Source organism: Streptomyces sp. HPF1205, assembly GCF_020400825.1.
In the GTDB taxonomy this organism is placed as follows: Bacteria; Actinomycetota; Actinomycetes; order Streptomycetales; family Streptomycetaceae; genus Actinacidiphila.
Map to the genome: position 1 here is coordinate 1 of NZ_JAINVH010000001.1, position 16,157 is coordinate 16,157.

12 protein-coding genes are annotated in these 16,157 nt (G+C 71.5%); 8 read left to right on the forward strand and 4 right to left on the reverse strand.

The window, feature by feature from the left end:
• Positions 1-114: 114 nt before the first annotated feature.
• Positions 115-1,467, reverse strand: coding sequence for a hypothetical protein (locus K7G61_RS00005; protein WP_225844375.1), 1,353 nt, complete (start codon positions 1,465-1,467; stop codon positions 115-117).
• Positions 1,468-1,561: 94 nt separating this feature from the next.
• Here K7G61_RS00005 and mtnA point away from each other — a divergent pair, with 94 nt between their 5' ends.
• The 7 genes from mtnA (at position 1,562) to K7G61_RS00040 (ending at position 10,254) form a co-directional block, all read left to right on the forward strand.
• On the forward strand, positions 1,562-2,617 hold the full coding sequence (gene mtnA / locus K7G61_RS00010) for an S-methyl-5-thioribose-1-phosphate isomerase (protein ID WP_225844376.1): 1,056 nt from the start codon (positions 1,562-1,564) through the stop codon (positions 2,615-2,617).
• 307 nt (positions 2,618-2,924) lie between these two features.
• Positions 2,925-3,614 (forward strand): MtrAB system response regulator MtrA, encoded by a 690-nt coding sequence (gene mtrA, locus K7G61_RS00015; protein ID WP_308190557.1) that lies wholly within the window; start codon positions 2,925-2,927, stop codon positions 3,612-3,614.
• A 52-nt stretch (positions 3,615-3,666) separates the two neighbouring features.
• Positions 3,667-5,787 carry an MtrAB system histidine kinase MtrB gene (gene mtrB, locus K7G61_RS00020; protein WP_374204022.1) on the forward strand — a complete coding sequence of 707 codons (2,121 nt, stop codon included), beginning with the start codon at positions 3,667-3,669 and terminating at the stop codon, positions 5,785-5,787.
• On the forward strand, positions 5,787-7,622 hold the full coding sequence (locus K7G61_RS00025) for an LpqB family beta-propeller domain-containing protein (protein ID WP_225844379.1): 1,836 nt from the start codon (positions 5,787-5,789) through the stop codon (positions 7,620-7,622). Before mtrB ends, K7G61_RS00025 begins: the two co-directional genes overlap by 1 nt.
• Before the next feature lie 108 nt (positions 7,623-7,730).
• On the forward strand, positions 7,731-8,438 hold the full coding sequence (locus K7G61_RS00030) for a ComF family protein (RefSeq protein ID WP_225844380.1): 708 nt from the start codon (positions 7,731-7,733) through the stop codon (positions 8,436-8,438).
• Positions 8,439-8,713: 275 nt separating this feature from the next.
• On the forward strand, positions 8,714-9,400 hold the full coding sequence (hpf, locus tag K7G61_RS00035; RefSeq protein ID WP_225844381.1) for a ribosome hibernation-promoting factor, HPF/YfiA family: 687 nt from the start codon (positions 8,714-8,716) through the stop codon (positions 9,398-9,400).
• Between the two features lie 116 nt (positions 9,401-9,516).
• Entirely contained in the window at positions 9,517-10,254 is a 738-nt protein-coding gene (locus tag K7G61_RS00040; protein ID WP_225844382.1) for a response regulator transcription factor, read from the forward strand.
• A 125-nt stretch (positions 10,255-10,379) separates the two neighbouring features.
• Here K7G61_RS00040 and K7G61_RS00045 read toward each other — a convergent pair whose 3' ends face one another.
• Together K7G61_RS00045 and K7G61_RS00050 are read right to left on the reverse strand one after the other, a co-directional pair.
• A complete protein-coding gene (locus K7G61_RS00045; protein WP_225844383.1) occupies positions 10,380-11,567 on the reverse strand; it encodes a winged helix-turn-helix domain-containing protein in 1,188 nt (395 codons plus the stop codon).
• A gap of 104 nt (positions 11,568-11,671) precedes the next feature.
• Entirely contained in the window at positions 11,672-12,283 is a 612-nt protein-coding gene (locus K7G61_RS00050) for a GNAT family N-acetyltransferase (protein WP_225844384.1), read from the reverse strand.
• 300 nt (positions 12,284-12,583) lie between these two features.
• Here K7G61_RS00050 and secA point away from each other — a divergent pair, with 300 nt between their 5' ends.
• Positions 12,584-15,391, forward strand: coding sequence for a preprotein translocase subunit SecA (secA, locus tag K7G61_RS00055; protein WP_225844385.1), 2,808 nt, complete (start codon positions 12,584-12,586; stop codon positions 15,389-15,391).
• Between the two features lie 179 nt (positions 15,392-15,570).
• On the opposite strand, the gene K7G61_RS00060 is transcribed toward secA, so the two are convergent.
• Positions 15,571-15,903, reverse strand: a complete 333-nt coding sequence (locus K7G61_RS00060; protein WP_225844386.1) for an Rv3235 family protein — start codon at positions 15,901-15,903, stop codon at positions 15,571-15,573.
• Between the last annotated feature and the right edge of the window lie 254 nt (positions 15,904-16,157).

The window sequence follows — 16,157 nt, forward strand, 5'->3', positions numbered from 1 at the left end:
TTTTTTGCGGCTGGGGCAGCCCGTTTTCTTCGGGGACCCCAGCCCCTTTGCTGCGCTCCTTCGGCGAGGCCCGGGGACCGGTTGTGCATCCCCGTAGCCCCGCCGCTCCGCGGCTCAGCTGTCCTTCGCGGCCTGGATGAGCTGGAGGTCCAGGGATTCCCGGCGAATGCGCTGGTCCATGTACAGAAGGCCGGTCACGCCGGCGCTGATCGGGAGCGTGAGGGTCGAGGCGATGACGGCGCCGACGCCCGAGAGGATGAGAAAGGACCAGCTCGGCGAGGAATCGCCGGACAGGAAACCGCTGAAACCACCGTCACCGGTCAGCCACAGCGAGAGAAGAGTAAAGGGCAGACTGACGAAGGCCGTGACGAGGTAGGACAGCAGAAGGCCCAGGAGTTGGACGCCGAGCACGCGCCACCAGTCGCCCCGTACCAGTTTGGCCGACCGTTTCATGGCCGCCGCGATCCCCTGCTTCTCCAGCATCAGGGCGGGCGCCGCCAGACTCCACTGCACCAGCAGCCAGACGAGGACGACGAAGCCCCCCAGGAGGCCCAGCGAGGCGAGGGCGGCGCCCCCGTCGGCCGCACCCGCGAGGGACACGAGTGCCCCTGGCAGCACGGAGACGGCCAGCACCGCGGCGCCGATGAAGGGAAGGAGCAAGGCCAGGCCGAAGAGCTGCCCCACACGAGGTGTGGCATCACCCCGCACCTCGGCCGCGGCGACGGGACGGCCCAGCACCGCGCGGCTGATGACCAGGGTCAGGAACGCGGTCGCCGTGCACCATCCGATCATGACTGTGATGAAGGCCAGGCCCATCCAGCCCATGGTGCCGCCGAGCGCGTGCACGATGTCGCCCACGCTCGGATCAGGGTTGTCCTGGAGCCTGCGCAGGCGGTCGTCGTCGTTCCACAGACCCTGGACGACGACTGCGACGGCTTGCGTGACCAGTGCGATGGCGAAAGTGACCCCTATGACGGCCCGCCAGTGCAGCCGAAGCGTGGCGATGGCGCCGTCCAGTATCTCGCCCGCGCCGAGCGGTCGCAGCGGAATGACGCCCGGTTTGGGCGCGGCCGGTCTGCTCCACGCGCCGGGTGCCTGCCAGCCGCCGCCAGGCGTCTGGCTTCCCCACCTCGGGCCGCCGTGGGCGGGCGGCGCCGAGGGAGGCGTCCACCGGGCCCACCCCGCGACCGGCGGCGGTTGCTGCCGCGACCAGCCGCTCTGCGGGCTCCCAGGGCCCTCGGCGGCGGATTGCGGCGCGTCCTCCCGCGTCGCCTGCTCGGCCTCCGGCTTCGGCGGCGTCGCACCCGGATCCGTACCCCGTCCCGTATCCGAGGCGGGCGGGCGGTTCTCGGACGGGTCGGACGGGGGACCGGGATCGGGGGTGGAGGAGGGGGCGGAGCTGTCGCCGGCGTCCGGCTCGGAGGAGCCGGAGGATCCGGGCGTTGCCCAGCCCGGAGTGTTCGTCATCGGTGGCCGCCCCTTCGGGTGTGCGTGCGTAGGACCAAGCCGCCATCGTGCCATGGGCTGCCTTTGAGGCGGTCCGGGAGGGCAGACTGAGGGAATGGGTGATCAGTTCGCGCGACCTGAGTCCGGTGTGATTCCCGCGTTGCGGTGGGAGGAGCCGCCGGAAGGTCCGGTACTCGTGCTTCTTGACCAGACCCGGCTTCCGCAGGAGGAGGTCGAGTTGATGTGTACGGATGTGCAGGCTCTTGTCGGGGCGATCCGCGACCTTGCGGTACGGGGGGCTCCGCTGCTGGGGCTTGCCGGCGCCTACGGGATCGCGCTCGCGGCGGCCCGCGGATACGACATCCACGAGGCCGCCGAACTCCTGGCCCGGGCGCGGCCCACGGCGGTGAACCTGGAGTACGGGGTGCGCCGGGCTGTGGCGGCCTTCGAGGGGGCGCAGGACGGCCGGCGGGCCGAGGCCGTGCTGGCGGAGGCCCGGGCGCTGCACGCGGAGGACGCGGCGGCGAGCACGGCGATGGCCGCGCACGGGGAGCGGCTGCTGGCGGAACTCGTACCGGGCGGCGGGTACCGGCTCCTGACGCACTGCAACACGGGCGCGCTCGTGTCCGGCGGCGAGGGGACCGCGCTGGGGGTGGTGATGGCAGCGCACAAGGCCGGGGAACTGCGCCGGCTGTGGGTCGACGAGACACGGCCGCTGTTGCAGGGGGCGCGTTTGACGGCGTACGAGGCGGCGCGCGCCGAGATGCCGTACACGTTGCTGGCGGACTGCGCGGCGGGGTCGCTGTTCACCGCGGGCGAGGTGGACGCGGTCCTGGTGGGGGCGGACCGGATCGCGGCGGACGGCTCGACGGCGAACAAGGTGGGGAGCTATCCGCTGGCGGTGCTGGCCAAGTACCACCACGTGCCCTTCGTCGTGGTGGCGCCGACGACGTCGGTGGACCTGCGCACGCCCGACGGCGCGTCGATCGAGGTGGAGCAGCGTGCGGGCAGTGAGGTGACGGACCTGGCGCCGTCGCCGCTGGGGACGCAGGCGTACAACCCGGCGTTCGACGTCACGCCGCCGGAGCTGATCACGGCGATCGTCACGGAGAAGGGCGTCGTCTCGCCGGTGACCGGGGAGCGGCTGGCCGAAATGTGCTCGCAGCAGTGACCGAGTGCCGTTACAGGACGTAGCGGCAGGTCACACCGTTCGGTGCCGCGGCGGATCCGGACCGCCGCGACACCGAACGGTGGCGTCCCGGACGAGTTGTCCACAGGCGTCGGGGCTCGAAGGTGCCGCGGGTGCCCGGGGCGGGCCATACTGGCGGCATGATCCAGGGTCGCGGCCGGCGGCGGAGTGAGATCCACGGCTGACATCGGGGCGACGGATTCCGCTGGACGTCCATGGACATTCATGGACAATGGCCCTTTCCGTGACCTCGGTCACCCATGGTCACGGGAACCGATATGCAAATGGGATGATGGTCGGTATGAAGGGACGTGTCCTGGTCGTCGACGACGACACCGCGCTGTCGGAGATGCTTGGCATCGTGCTGCGCGGAGAGGGTTTCGAGCCGTCGTTCTGCGCGGACGGCGACAAGGCGCTGGCGGCCTTCCGGGAGACCAAGCCGGATCTGGTCCTCCTCGACCTCATGCTGCCCGGGCGGGACGGCATCGACGTGTGCCGGCAGATCCGGGCGGAGTCGGGCGTGCCGATCGTCATGCTCACCGCAAAGAGCGACACCGTGGACGTGGTGGTCGGCCTGGAGTCGGGCGCCGACGACTACGTGATCAAGCCGTTCAAGCCGAAGGAGCTGGTGGCCCGGGTGCGGGCGCGGCTGCGGCGGGCCGAGGAGCCGACGCCCGAGCAGCTCACCATAGGCGACCTGGTGATCGACGTGGCCGGGCACTCCGTGAAGCGGGACGGACAGCCCATCGCGCTGACCCCGCTCGAGTTCGACCTGCTGGTGGCGCTGGCCCGAAAGCCGTGGCAGGTGTTCACCCGTGAGGTCCTCCTGGAGCAGGTGTGGGGCTACCGGCACGCGGCGGACACCCGGCTGGTGAACGTGCATGTGCAGCGGCTGCGGTCGAAGGTGGAGCAGGATCCCGAGCGTCCGGAGATCGTCGTGACGGTTCGCGGGGTCGGCTACAAGGCGGGCCCGGGCTGACATGCGCGCGTCCTACGAGCGTGAGCGGCTGGAGAGCCGGCTGGCAGGCCCCATGCGGGGCCTGCTGCCGGTGATCCGCTCCTTCCTGCGCTGGGCACGGCGTCCCGTGCAGCCCGCGACGAGGCTGTGGCGGCGCAACATCCAGTTGCGGGTGGTGGCGTTCACGCTCCTGATGTCGGTCGGGGTGGTGCTGCTGCTGGGCTTCGTCGTCATCGGCCAGGTCAAGAACGGCCTGCTGGACGCCAAGGAGAAGGCCGCGGAGAACCAGGCGACCAGTGGTTTCGCGCTCGCCAAGTCGATGGCCGAACGGGGCACCCAGACGCAGGACACAGCCGGGTCCGGCACTCCGAACACGGGAGTGGACTCCGGGAACTGGGTGACCAACCTGGTCGACCAGTTCTCCAGCGGCGGCAAGGGCGTCTACTACATCGTCACCCTCAGCCCGGCGGCCGACTCCGGGAAGTCGTTCGGCGAGGGCGGCGCCTACCTGCACGGGCCGCGCGGCTCGGGCGGCGTGCTCCCGGTGCCGAGCATCCCCAAGAGCCTCAGCGACGCGGTCGAGACGCACACCGGCGCGCTCGAGGAATACACGGTCATCAAGACCGACACCGGGACGCAGCGGGGCCTGGCGATCGGCAAGCGCATGACCGACATCAACGGCGGTACCTACCAGCTCTACTACCTCTTCCCCTTCGACCAGGAGGAGAAGACGCTCGGCCTGGTCAAGGGCACGCTGGCGACCGCGGGGATATTCGTCGTGGTGCTGCTCGGCGCCATCGCCTGGCTGGTGACGCGGCAGGTGGTCACGCCGGTCCGGATGGCCGCGGGCATCGCCGAGCGGCTGGCGGCCGGCAGGCTGCAGGAGCGGATGCAGGTCACCGGCGAGGACGACATCGCGCGGCTCGGTGAGTCCTTCAACAAGATGGCGCAGAACCTGCAGGTCAAGATCCAGCAGCTGGAGGACCTGTCGCGGATGCAGCGCCGGTTCGTCTCCGACGTGTCGCACGAACTGCGGACCCCGCTGACGACCGTACGAATGGCCGCGGACGTGCTGCACGACGCCCGGACCGACTTCGACCCGGTGACCGCCAGGTCGGCGGAACTGCTGCAGAACCAGCTCGACCGCTTCGAGTCGCTGCTGTCGGACCTGCTGGAGATCAGCCGCTTCGACGCGGGCGCCGCGGAGCTGTCGGCCGAGCCGATAGACCTGCGCGAGGTGGTGCGCCGCGTGGTGGAGGCCGCGGAACCACTGGCCGAGCGCAAGGGCAGCCATGTCACGGTGCGCGGGGACGCGCAGCCGGTGATAGCCGAGGCCGATCCGCGCCGGGTCGAGCGCATCCTGCGCAACCTGGTGGTCAACGCGATCGAGCACGGCGAGGGCCGGGACGTGGTGGTGCGGCTGGCGACGGCCGACGGCGCGGTCGCGGTCGCGGTGCGGGACTACGGGGTCGGGCTGAAGCCCGGCGAGGCCACCCGGGTGTTCAACCGCTTCTGGCGGGCCGACCCGGCGCGGGCACGCACCACCGGCGGCACGGGCCTCGGGCTGTCCATCGCGGTGGAGGACGCGCGACTTCACGGCGGCTGGCTGCAGGCGTGGGGTGAGCCGGGCGGCGGCTCGCAGTTCAGGATGACGTTGCCGCGCACGGCCGGCGACAGCCTGCGCGGTTCGCCGATACCGCTGGAGCCGGACGATTCGCGGCGCAACCGCGGACTGAACACCTCCGGCCTGCCGGCCAGGGCCTCGGGGCCGCCGGGTCTGCCCGTCCCGCGTGCCGTGTCGGGGAACGGCGCCGTCGGCGGCGCGGCGGCCGGACCGGTGCGCGGCATGGCGGGCGGCGGCCCGGGTACGGGCGGCCCGGGGTACGCAGGCGTTCCCGCCGCGCGCGGCCCGGCCGACCCCGGCGGCTCTGCCGCGGGTGACGGTGCGCCCGGCGCGAATGGCGCGAACGGCATGAACGGTGTGCCCGGCGCCGGTGGGTTCGCCGGCACCGGTACGGGCGGAGTCCGCCCGGTGGCCGGGCGGACTCCCGCGCCACGGATACCCGCCATACCGCCCATACCGCCGAAGCCGAGCGTGCCGCCGTGGCCGCCGGCCGCCGACCCCGCGGCGATGCCCGGCAGCGGCGCGCGCGTGGTGGAGCGCAGGGAAACCGCTCGGGAGGACGACGTCTGATGCGTGCTTTGGGGGGTCGGCGGTCGCTGCGCCATGGCTGGCTGCCGGTCTGCGCGGTGCTGCTGGCCGGCTGTGCCTCGATGCCCAGCAGCGGCGAGGTGCGCAAGGTGGGCGACGGGCAGCGGCAGGACAGCGGACCGTCGCAGACACGGGTGTTCGGCCTGCCGCCGCACGCCGGTGAGAGCGCGCCCGACATCGTCAACGGCTTCCTGGAGGCCACCACCGGCGACGAGACCGACTTCGCGACCGCCAAGAAGTACCTGACGGCCGAGGCCGCCGCGAGCTGGAACCCGTACGCCAAGATCACCGTGTACGCGGGAGGTGAGCCCGACACCAAGGAGGACACCGGGATCAGCCGCAAGGACGGCTGGGTGCGGGTGAACCTGTCGGGGCAGGAGGCGGCCGTCGTCGACGTCCAGCACGCCTACCGGCCGGCCCAGGGCTCGTTCGAGACCTCGTTCCACCTCAGCCGGGTGAAGAACGAGTGGCGCATCGACGAGCTGGCGGACGGCCTGGTGATGTCGCTGTCGAACTTCCAGCGGCTGTACCACTCGGTGGACATGTACTACTTCGCCGACGTCGGCACCGACGCGCAGCGCGCCGGCGGTACGGCGGAGCCGCTGGTGGCCGATCCGGTGTACCTGCGCAACGACAGCGACCCGCTGGTGCCCACGGTCTCCGCGCTGCTCGCCGGTCCCACCGAGTGGCTGGACCCGGTGGTGTCGACAGCGGTGCCGCGGCAGGCGCGGCTGTACGACAAGGGGGACGACCACGGCGTCACGCTGGACGACTCCCAGCACCTCAAGGTGCGGCTCGACCACGCCGCCGACGGTCTGGGCGGGCAGCAGTGCGTACGGTTCGCGGCGCAGTTGTTCGCCACCGTCCACGAGGAGGCGTCTCCGAAGCTGGCCTCGGCCGAGGTGGACCACGCCGACGGGTCCACGGCCTGCGTCATGACCGCGGCCCAGGCGCAGCAGTACGGTCCGCCGAAGACGTCCGGGACGCCGGCCAGGGAGTACTACATCACCTCCGACGCCCAGCACCAGCTTGTCTCGGTGACAGGGGAGGACACCAAGGCGTATCCGGTGCCCGGGCCCTTCGGCACGGGCAAGGCCGACCTGGACGCCGTCGCCGTACGGCAGGACGAACGGGAGGCGGCCGCGGTCAGGGCCAACGGTAAGTCACTGGTGGTGGGATCGCTGGTGGACGGAGGGTCGTTCGGCGCGCCCGTGCTGACCAGCCATGCCCAGGACACCAAGAACGACGGACTGAGCGCCCCGAGCTGGGACGGCTTCGGCGATCTGTGGGTGGCCGACCGGAACCCCGCGGCGCGGCAACTGCTGATGCTGCGCGGCGGCACCGGGCAGCCGAGCGAGGTCGCCGTTCCCGGGCTGACCGGCCGGATCGAGTCGCTGCGGGTCGCCTCCGACGGGGTACTGATCGCGCTCGTGGTCAAGCAGGGCGACTCCTCGACCCTTGAGCTGGGCCGGATAGCGCGCGGCGGCACCCTGGACGACCCGCAGTTCGCGGTGACCGGCCTGCGCACGCTGACACCGCCCGACGAGAAGGTGACCTCCGTGTCCTGGGCGGGTTCCAGCAGGCTGGTGGTCCTGGGCGGCGTCATGGGCGGTGTGCAGCAGATCCAGTACGTCAACACGGACGGCTCCGCGGGCGCCGCTCTTCCCGGTGTGAGCGAGGCGGCGTCCGTCGCGGCCTCCGAGGACCAGAGCAGGCCGCTGCTGGCCTCCTACAACGGCTACGTGTACCGGCTGCCCGCGGACGTGGCCTGGAAGCAGCTCCTGCCCAAGGGCACCAGTCCGGTCTATCCGGGGTGACCCCGGGCCATCGGGGCGACGCGGCCCAGCGCGAGGCGGCCGTAGGTTGTCCACAGCCCCCGAACGGGTGACTGGCGGCGCGCCCGCGGCGGCCGTCACTGTGGAGTCATGCGGGGCTGGTGGCAGGAGATCGCCGGACTGGTGCTGCCGGTGGACTGCGCGGGTTGCGGGCTCCCGCGGACGGAGCTGTGCGAGCGGTGCCGGGGACTGCTGGGCGGGGCGGTCCCGGCGCGGCGCGTGCGTCCGTCACCCGAGCCGCCCGGCCTGCCTCCGGTCTGGGCGGCCGCGCGGTACGGGGACGAGGTGCGGGCCGTCGTCCTGGCGCACAAGGAGCGCGGTGCGCTGGGCCTCGCCCGGCCGCTGGGCACGGCACTGGCCGCCGCCGTCCAGCGGGTGGGCGTGACCGGCCCCATGCTGCTGGTGCCCGTGCCCTCGTCGCGGATGGCGGTGGCCCGGCGCGGGCACGACGCCACCGTCCGTATGGCCCGGGCCGCGGCCCGGGAGCTGCGCGGGCGAGGGATTCCGGCCGAAGTGGCGGCCGTGCTGCGGCAGCGGCGCCCCGTAGCCGACCAGTCCTCGCTGCCCGCTGCCGCCCGGTCGGCGAACCTGTCCGGCGCGGTGGTGGCGGCCGGGGGCGCCACCGCGCTGCTGCCCGCCGCGCCGGCGGTGCTGGTGGACGACCTGATGACGACCGGGACGTCACTCACCGTGGCGGCCAGGGCCGTCACGGTCGCCGGCGGGCTGGTCGCGGGGGCGGCCGTGGTGGCCGGCCCGCGTGATCCCGAAAACCGCTCGTATGTCTATTACCGCAGGTAGCAAAGGACAGTTTCACCCGAATGGAGGCAAGGCGGTGTTGGGGATGCCGACTTCCGCGCCGCGGGTCTATGTTCGGGGGTAAGGGAAGCGAACACTTGGGGTGTCGATCTTCCCGGTGGGGCATGAGGAGGTGAAAGCCGCGGCTTCGTGGTACCCGGAGAGCCCCGGGAGGCGAAGCGGCAGCAGACGCAGCGCCGGCCCGGGCGCGATGTCCGGTCGGCCTCAGGAAAGGGATCGCCCCGCACTGAGGGGGCGGTCCGGGAACGGAGTTCTGCGTGGACATCGTCGTCAAGGGCCGCAAGACAGAGGTTCCTGAGAGGTTCCGGAAGCACGTGGCCGAGAAACTGGACAAGATCCAGAAACTCGACGGCAAGGTGATCAGCCTCGACGTCGAGGTGTCCAAGGAGCTCAACCCCCGGCAGGCGGACCGCGCCGACCGAGTGGAGATCACGCTGAACAGTCGTGGCCCGGTGGTCCGTGCGGAAGCCGCCGCCGCGGACCCGTACGCCGCTCTCGACGCGGCCGTGACCAAACTCGAGGCGCGGCTGCGCAAGGCCGCCGACAAGCGGCACACCCGCCGCGGGCCCGGCCGCATCCCGGCCGCGGAGGTCGCCTTGAGCGTCCCGGGGGTGGCCACGATCAACGGGGACGGCACGTTCGGCGCCGACGCCGAAGGGGAGGCCACCGTACCGACCACGAAGATCGGCCGCCTCGAAGTGCGCGGGGAGGGCCCCCTCGTGGTCAGGGAAAAGACCCACGCCGCCGCGCCGATGGCGCTCGACCAGGCGCTCTACGAGATGGAACTGGTCGGGCACGACTTCTATCTGTTCGTCGACAGTGAGACCAAGCAGCCGAGCGTGGTCTACCGCCGGCACGGCTACGACTACGGCGTCATCCATCTGAACACCGACGAGACGGGGTCGGAGGCTCCGTCCGGGGCCGGCGGCGCACTGCACCGCTGACCGAGTCGGCGGACGAAGTTCCGTCAGGTGCCCCCGGGTTCGTCCTGGGGGCACCACCATGCTGCGACGTGAAATGCTGGACCAGTGGCCAACTCTGGTCTGAGGGGGAGGATCTGATGCCGGACGCCGAACACCGAGCCCCTGGGGAGCGCGGCCCGGCCCCCTACCAGGAGGCCACCGGCCCGGTTCGCGCGGAACCCATCCGGGTGCTGGTGGTCGACGACCACGCGCTGTTCCGCAGGGGCCTGGAGATCGTTCTCGCCCAGGAGGAGGACATCCAGGTCGTCGGCGAGGCCGGTGACGGTGCCGAGGCGGTGGAGAAGGCCGCGGACCTGCTGCCGGACATCGTGCTGATGGACGTCAGGATGCCGCGCCGCGGCGGGATCGAGGCCTGTACGTCGATCAAGGAGGTCGCACCCAGCGCCAAGATCATCATGCTGACGATCAGCGACGAGGAGGCCGACCTCTACGAGGCGATCAAGGCGGGGGCGACCGGCTACCTGCTGAAGGAGATCTCCACCGACGAGGTGGCGACTGCGATCCGGGCGGTCGCCGACGGCCAGTCGCAGATCAGCCCGTCGATGGCGTCCAAGCTGCTGACCGAGTTCAAGTCGATGATCCAGCGCACCGACGAGCGCAGGCTGCTGCCCGCGCCCAAGCTCACCGACCGCGAACTGGAGGTGCTCAAGCTGGTGGCCACCGGGATGAACAACCGGGACATCGCCAAGGAGTTGTTCATCAGCGAGAACACCGTGAAGAACCATGTGCGCAACATCCTGGAGAAGCTGCAGTTGCACTCCCGGATGGAGGCCGTGGTCTACGCGATGCGGGAGAAGATCCTGGAGATCCGCTAGACCGGCCGACGGGCCCCGTCCGCCGGCCGGGCGACCGGACACGACCGCTCGGCGGGCGGACCGGGACCGCCACGCCGGATCGCCGGATCGCCGGATCTCCGTATCTCCGTATCTCCGTATCGCGGTCAGCGGCGGTCGTGGGTGGCCTGGACGGCGGCCGCGAGGGGTTCGCGCAGTGTCTGCGGCAGCACCGCGTCCACCCGCACCTCGTCGCAGCCGACCCAGCCGGCCGCCTCGGCCAGCGCGTCGGCGGCGGCCTGCACGGCCTTGGGGCCGTCCAGCGTGACCTGCCGCGCCACCAGCGTGCGGCCCTCCCGGCCGGGGTCGATCCGCCCCACGAGGCGCCCGCCGGCCAGCAGCGGCATCGCGTAGTAGCCGTGGACCCGCTTCGGCTTGGGGGTGTAGGCCTCAAGCCGGTGCGTGAAGCCGAAGATCCGCTCGGTGCGCGGCCGGTCCCAGACCAGGGAGTCGAACGGGGACAGCAGGGTGGTGCGGTGCCGGCCGCGCGGTTCGCTCGCCAGCGCCGCCGGGTCGGCCCAGGCGGGCTTGCTCCAGCCCTCGACCTCGACCGGCACCAGCCCGGTGTCGGATATCACGGCCGAGACCTGCTCGCCCTTGAGCCGGTGGTAGTCCGCCAGGTCGGCGCGGGTGGCCACCCCCATCGCGGCGCCCGCCTGTGCGACCAGGCGCCGTATGCACTCGGCGTCATCGAGATCGTCGTGCAGCAGACCGGGCGGCACGGCCCGCTCGGCCAGGTCGTAGACCCGCTTCCAGCCGCGACGCTCGGTGACCACCACCTCGCCGGTGTCCAGCAGCCACTCCACGGCGATCTTCGTCTCGGACCAGTCCCACCACGGGCCACCGTTCTTGGCCCCGCCCAGTTGGGTGGAGGTCAGCGGACCCTCCGCCTTCAGCTTGTCCAGAACGGCGGCGGTGGATTTGTCGGCGTCCGCCAGCACGTGCCAGCGGTGGCCGCGCGCCCGCCGGGCCCGGCGGCGGAACGCGAAGTGCGGCCACTCCTCGATGGGCAGGATGCACGCGGCGTGCGACCAGTACTCGAAGGCGTGGTTGTCGGTCCAGTAGGCCCGCTCCACCGCCTCGCGGCCGACCGCGCCCAGCCGCGCGTACGCGATCAGCTCGTGCGACCTGGCCAGCACCGAGATCGTGTCCAGTTGCACCGCGCCGAGCGAACGCAGGACCCCGCGCGTCCCGGCCCGCCGGTCCGGCGCTCCGAGCAGCCCCTGGGCGCGCAGGGCGATCCTGCGGGCCTCGTCGGCGGACAGGGAGAGCTGGGGCGGTGGCTGGAGCGTCATGACCGAAAGCGTAGGACGGCCCGCTGACAATCGGCCCCGACCTGCGCGAACCCCTGAGCGAAGGGGCCCGCCGAGCAACGGAACCACTGAGCGACGCGAGCCGTTCAGCGCGCGGAGCCCGCCGCCGACCCGCCGTGGGGCAGATACGGGGTGGCCGTCGGCAGTCCCCAGTCCGAGGGCAGCAGCGCGCCGCCCCAGATGTCGCGGCGGACCCCCTCCCTGACGACCTTGGAGCGCGCCGTGCCCTCCATCACGAAGCCGATCCGCAGGGCGACGGCACGCGAGCCCTCGTTGCCGGCCTCGGCGTACCACTCGATGCGCTCGGCGCCCAGCGACGTGAAGGCCCAGCGGCACAGCTCGCGGCCGGCCTCCGCGGTGTAGCCCTTGCCGCGTGCCTGCTCGGCCGTCCAGTAGCCCAGCTCGGCCTGGCGGGTGGGCGGGGGCAGGGTTCCGGCCAGCCGCACCAGGCCCATGCAGCCCACCAGGGCGCCGCCGTCGCGGGCGAAGACGCCGAAGTTGTACACCGCGTCGTCCCGCCAGCCCTCGACGCAGATCCGCTCGATGAAATCGGCGGCGTGCTCGCGCGTGTACGGGAAGGGGACGGTGGTCCAGCGCGATATCTCCGGATCCTGGCAGGCGGCGTACACCGCTTCGACGTCCTGCGGCCCCAGGGCCCGAAGGAGCAGGCGGTCGGTGGTGAGAGTGGTCGGCTCCATGGGCGACGTGCCTTCCTGTCGGGGTCCGGGAAAAGTGGCGGGCGGCATTCCGGGTGGAACGCGGATATCCGGAGGAAAAGGGGTAGAGTCGAGCGGATATCCCCCGGAACGGGGGTCCCGCGGGGAGTATCGCCGAGTCCCGGGCGCTGCGGAAAACCGTTTTGCCACAGCCGGGCCTCCCGGCTCGCTGGTCTCCTCGCTTACGATGGCCGTTGCAGCGTGGGCCGTGACACACCGAAGAAACCCCGCTGTGCCAGCGCGGGAGTCGCGCCAGGCCCGACCGGCAAGGAGCCAGCCTACGTGTCCGTCTTCAACAAGCTCATGCGTGCAGGCGAAGGCAAGATCCTGCGCAAGCTGCACCGCATCGCGGACCAGGTCAATTCCATCGAAGAGGATTTCGTCAACCTCTCCGATGCCGAGCTGCGGGCCCTCACCGACGAGTACAAGGAGCGGTACGCCGAGGGCGAGACACTGGACGACCTGCTTCCCGAAGCGTTCGCCACCGTCCGTGAGGCCGCCAAGCGCGTGCTCGGACAGCGCCACTACGACGTGCAGCTCATGGGCGGCGCGGCGCTGCACCTGGGTTACGTCGCCGAGATGCGCACCGGTGAGGGCAAGACCCTCGTCGGCACGCTGCCCGCGTATCTGAACGCGATCTCGGGCAAGGGCGTCCACCTGATCACCGTCAACGACTACCTCGCCGAGCGCGACTCCGAGTGGATGGGCCGGGTGCACAAGTTCCTCGGCCTGACCGTCGGCTGCATCCTGGCGAACATGTCGCCGGCCGAGCGCCGCGAGCAGTACGCCTGCGACATCACGTACGGCACCAACAACGAGTTCGGCTTCGACTACCTGCGCGACAACATGGCCTGGTCCAGGGACGAGCTCGTCCAGCGCGGCCACAACTTCGCCATCGTCGACGAGGTGGACTCGATCCTGGTGGACGAGGCGCGCACCCCGCTGATCATCTCCGGCCCCGCCGACCAGGCCACCAAGTGGTACAGCGACTTCGCCCGGCTGGTGAAGCGGCTCAACCGCGGCGAGGCCGGCGGCCTCGGCAAGGAGGAGACCGGCGACTACGACGTCGACGAGAAGAAGCGGACCGTGGCCATCCATGAGTCCGGCGTCACCAAGGTCGAGGACTGGCTGGGCATCGACAACCTCTACGAGTCGGTGAACACCCCGCTGGTCGGCTACCTCAACAACGCGATCAAGGCCAAGGAGCTCTACAAGGCGGACAAGGACTACGTCGTCATGGACGGCGAGGTCATGATCGTCGACGAGCACACCGGTCGCATCCTCGCCGGCCGCCGCTACAACGAGGGCATGCACCAGGCGATCGAGGCGAAGGAAGGGGTGGAGATCAAGGACGAGAACCAGACGCTCGCCACGATCACCCTCCAGAACTTCTTCCGCCTGTACGACAAGCTGTCCGGCATGACCGGTACGGCCATGACCGAGGCCGCCGAGTTCCACCAGATCTACAAGCTCGGCGTGGTGCCGATCCCGACCCACCGCCCGGTGGCCCGCGTGGACCGCCCCGACCTGATCTACCGCACCGAAGAGGCGAAGTTCGCGGCGGTGGTCGAGGACATCGTCGAGAAGCACGAGAAGGGCCAGCCGGTCCTGGTCGGCACGGTGTCGGTGGAGAAGTCCGAGTACCTGTCGGCGCAGTTGTCCAAGCGCGGCGTCCCGCACGAGGTGCTCAACGCCAAGCAGCACGACCGTGAGGCCACGATCGTCGCGCAGGCCGGCCGCAAGGGCGCCGTCACGGTCGCCACCAACATGGCCGGCCGCGGTACCGACATCAAGCTCGGCGGCAACCCCGACGACCTGGCCGAGGCGGAGTTGCGGCAGCGCGGCCTCGACCCGGTCGAGCACGTCGAGGAGTGGGCCGCGGCTCTCCCCAAGGCGCTGGAGCGCGCCGAGGAGGCGGTCAAGGCCGAGCACGAGGAGGTCGTGGACCTCGGCGGCCTGTACGTGCTGGGCACCGAGCGGCACGAGTCCCGCCGTATCGACAACCAGCTGCGCGGCCGCAGCGGCCGCCAGGGCGACCCCGGCGAGTCCCGCTTCTACCTCTCACTCGGCGACGACCTGATGCGGCTGTTCAAGGCGCAGATGGTCGAGCGCGTGATGTCCATGGCCAACGTGCCGGACGACGTGCCGATCGAGAACAAGATGGTCACCCGTGCCATCGCCTCCGCCCAGTCGCAGGTCGAGCAGCAGAACTTCGAGATCCGCAAGAACGTCCTGAAGTACGACGAGGTGCTCAACCGGCAGCGCGAGGTCATCTACGGCGAGCGGCGCCGCGTCCTGGAGGGCGAGGACCTGCACGAGCAGGTGCAGCACTTCATGGACGACACCATCGACGCCTACATCGACGCCGAGACCCGTGAGGGCTTCGCCGAGGACTGGGACCTGGAACGGCTGTGGGGCGCGTTCAAGCAGCTCTACCCGTGCAAGGTCACCATCGAGGAGCTGGAGGAGGAGGCCGGCGACCGGGCCGGGCTCACCGCGGAGTTCATCGCCGAGGTGGTCAAGGAAGACATCCACGAGCAGTACGCGGAGCGGGAGAAGCAGCTCGGCGAGGAGATCATGCGCGAGCTGGAGCGGCGCGTGGTGCTGTCGGTCCTGGACCGCAAGTGGCGCGAGCACCTCTACGAGATGGACTACCTCCAGGAGGGCATCGGCCTGCGCGCCATGGCGCAGCGCGACCCGCTGGTGGAGTACCAGCGCGAGGGCTTCGACATGTTCACGGCCATGATGGACGGCATCAAGGAGGAGTCCATCGGCTACCTGTTCAACCTGGAGGTCCAGGTCGAGCAGCAGGTCGAGGAAGTGCCGGTGGCGGTTCCCAGCGACATCCAGGAGGCGCCTCCGTCGCTGGTCAAGGAGCGGCCCGAGATCCGGGCCAAGGGCCTGGAGCAGCCCAAGCGGGCCGACAGGCTGCACTTCTCCGCACCGTCGGTCGACGGTGAGGGCGGCATCGTGGAAGGCGACTTCGAGGATGCCGCCGGCGCCCCTGGTGACGAGGAGCCGGCCGCGGCGGGAACCACCCGTGCGGAGCGCCGCCGGGCCCAGAAGGGCGGACGGCGCCGCAAGAAGTAGCAGCGGTGACCGGGGCCCCGGCAGGGCCCCGGCGCCGAGGGCGGTGCGTCCCTGTAAGGGGCGCCCGCCAGGGTCGCCGCCTGTTACGTGTGACCTTTCGTACGGCCGGGGGCCGGGCCGCGCAGGCCCGGCCCCCGGCCGTTGCGCGTGCGGGGGCGCGGGAGCGTCCGGAACGGGGCTCATCGGGCGGTCACGGCCGTGCAGCGCCAGCGGGCGGCGCCGTAGCCGGGCCCGGAATCGGCGTCGCCGGGCTCCAGACGGAAGGCGAGCGCGCGGAAGACGTCGCTGTCCAGCGCCACCACGGCGACCACTTCCAGGGCGCCGTCGGCGGTGGGGAACGCCCGGCAGCGGTACACGTAAGGAGTACGGCCGCGCACTCTGCGGCGCCAGTCCGCGCGGGCCGCGCGCAGCTCCCACAGCGACTGGTACGCCTCGTCGCGTACGCGGCCCGCCAGCGCGGTCAGCGGCTGCCGCCCGGTCAGGACGTCCAGCAGGCGGCCGGCGAACCACACATGGGGCGGCAGGGGCCGCAGAGCGGGCCTCGTGCGAACGGCTCCCGGCAGCGGGGCCGGGCGGGATCCCGGCCCGGGACGCCGGGTGTCACGGCGGCCGGGCGGTCCCCCGCGGCCTCCCGGGCGGCGGGTGGCGGAAGGGGCCTTGCCGGGGCCGCTCGCGGGCGGCACAGGTGCGGCGGGTGTGATGGGCACGGGACGTCCCCCAAGGATTGTTACCGGCTGGTAGGGCGGTTCTAGGGGGACCGCGCGGG

Excerpts from the sequence above, each read along its gene's own strand:
- mtrA (WP_308190557.1), top strand. The coding sequence starts at position 2,925 with ATGATGGTCGGTATGAAGGGACGTGTCCTGGTCGTCGACGACGACACC.
- K7G61_RS00045 (WP_225844383.1), bottom strand. The coding sequence starts at position 11,567 with ATGACGCTCCAGCCACCGCCCCAGCTCTCCCTGTCCGCCGACGAGGCC.
- K7G61_RS00005 (WP_225844375.1), bottom strand. The coding sequence starts at position 1,467 with ATGACGAACACTCCGGGCTGGGCAACGCCCGGATCCTCCGGCTCCTCC.
- mtnA (WP_225844376.1), top strand. The coding sequence starts at position 1,562 with ATGGGTGATCAGTTCGCGCGACCTGAGTCCGGTGTGATTCCCGCGTTG.
- K7G61_RS00030 (WP_225844380.1), top strand. The coding sequence starts at position 7,731 with ATGCGGGGCTGGTGGCAGGAGATCGCCGGACTGGTGCTGCCGGTGGAC.
- mtrB (WP_374204022.1), top strand. The coding sequence starts at position 3,667 with ATGCGGGGCCTGCTGCCGGTGATCCGCTCCTTCCTGCGCTGGGCACGG.
- K7G61_RS00025 (WP_225844379.1), top strand. The coding sequence starts at position 5,787 with ATGCGTGCTTTGGGGGGTCGGCGGTCGCTGCGCCATGGCTGGCTGCCG.
- K7G61_RS00040 (WP_225844382.1), top strand. The coding sequence starts at position 9,517 with ATGCCGGACGCCGAACACCGAGCCCCTGGGGAGCGCGGCCCGGCCCCC.
- K7G61_RS00050 (WP_225844384.1), bottom strand. The coding sequence starts at position 12,283 with ATGGAGCCGACCACTCTCACCACCGACCGCCTGCTCCTTCGGGCCCTG.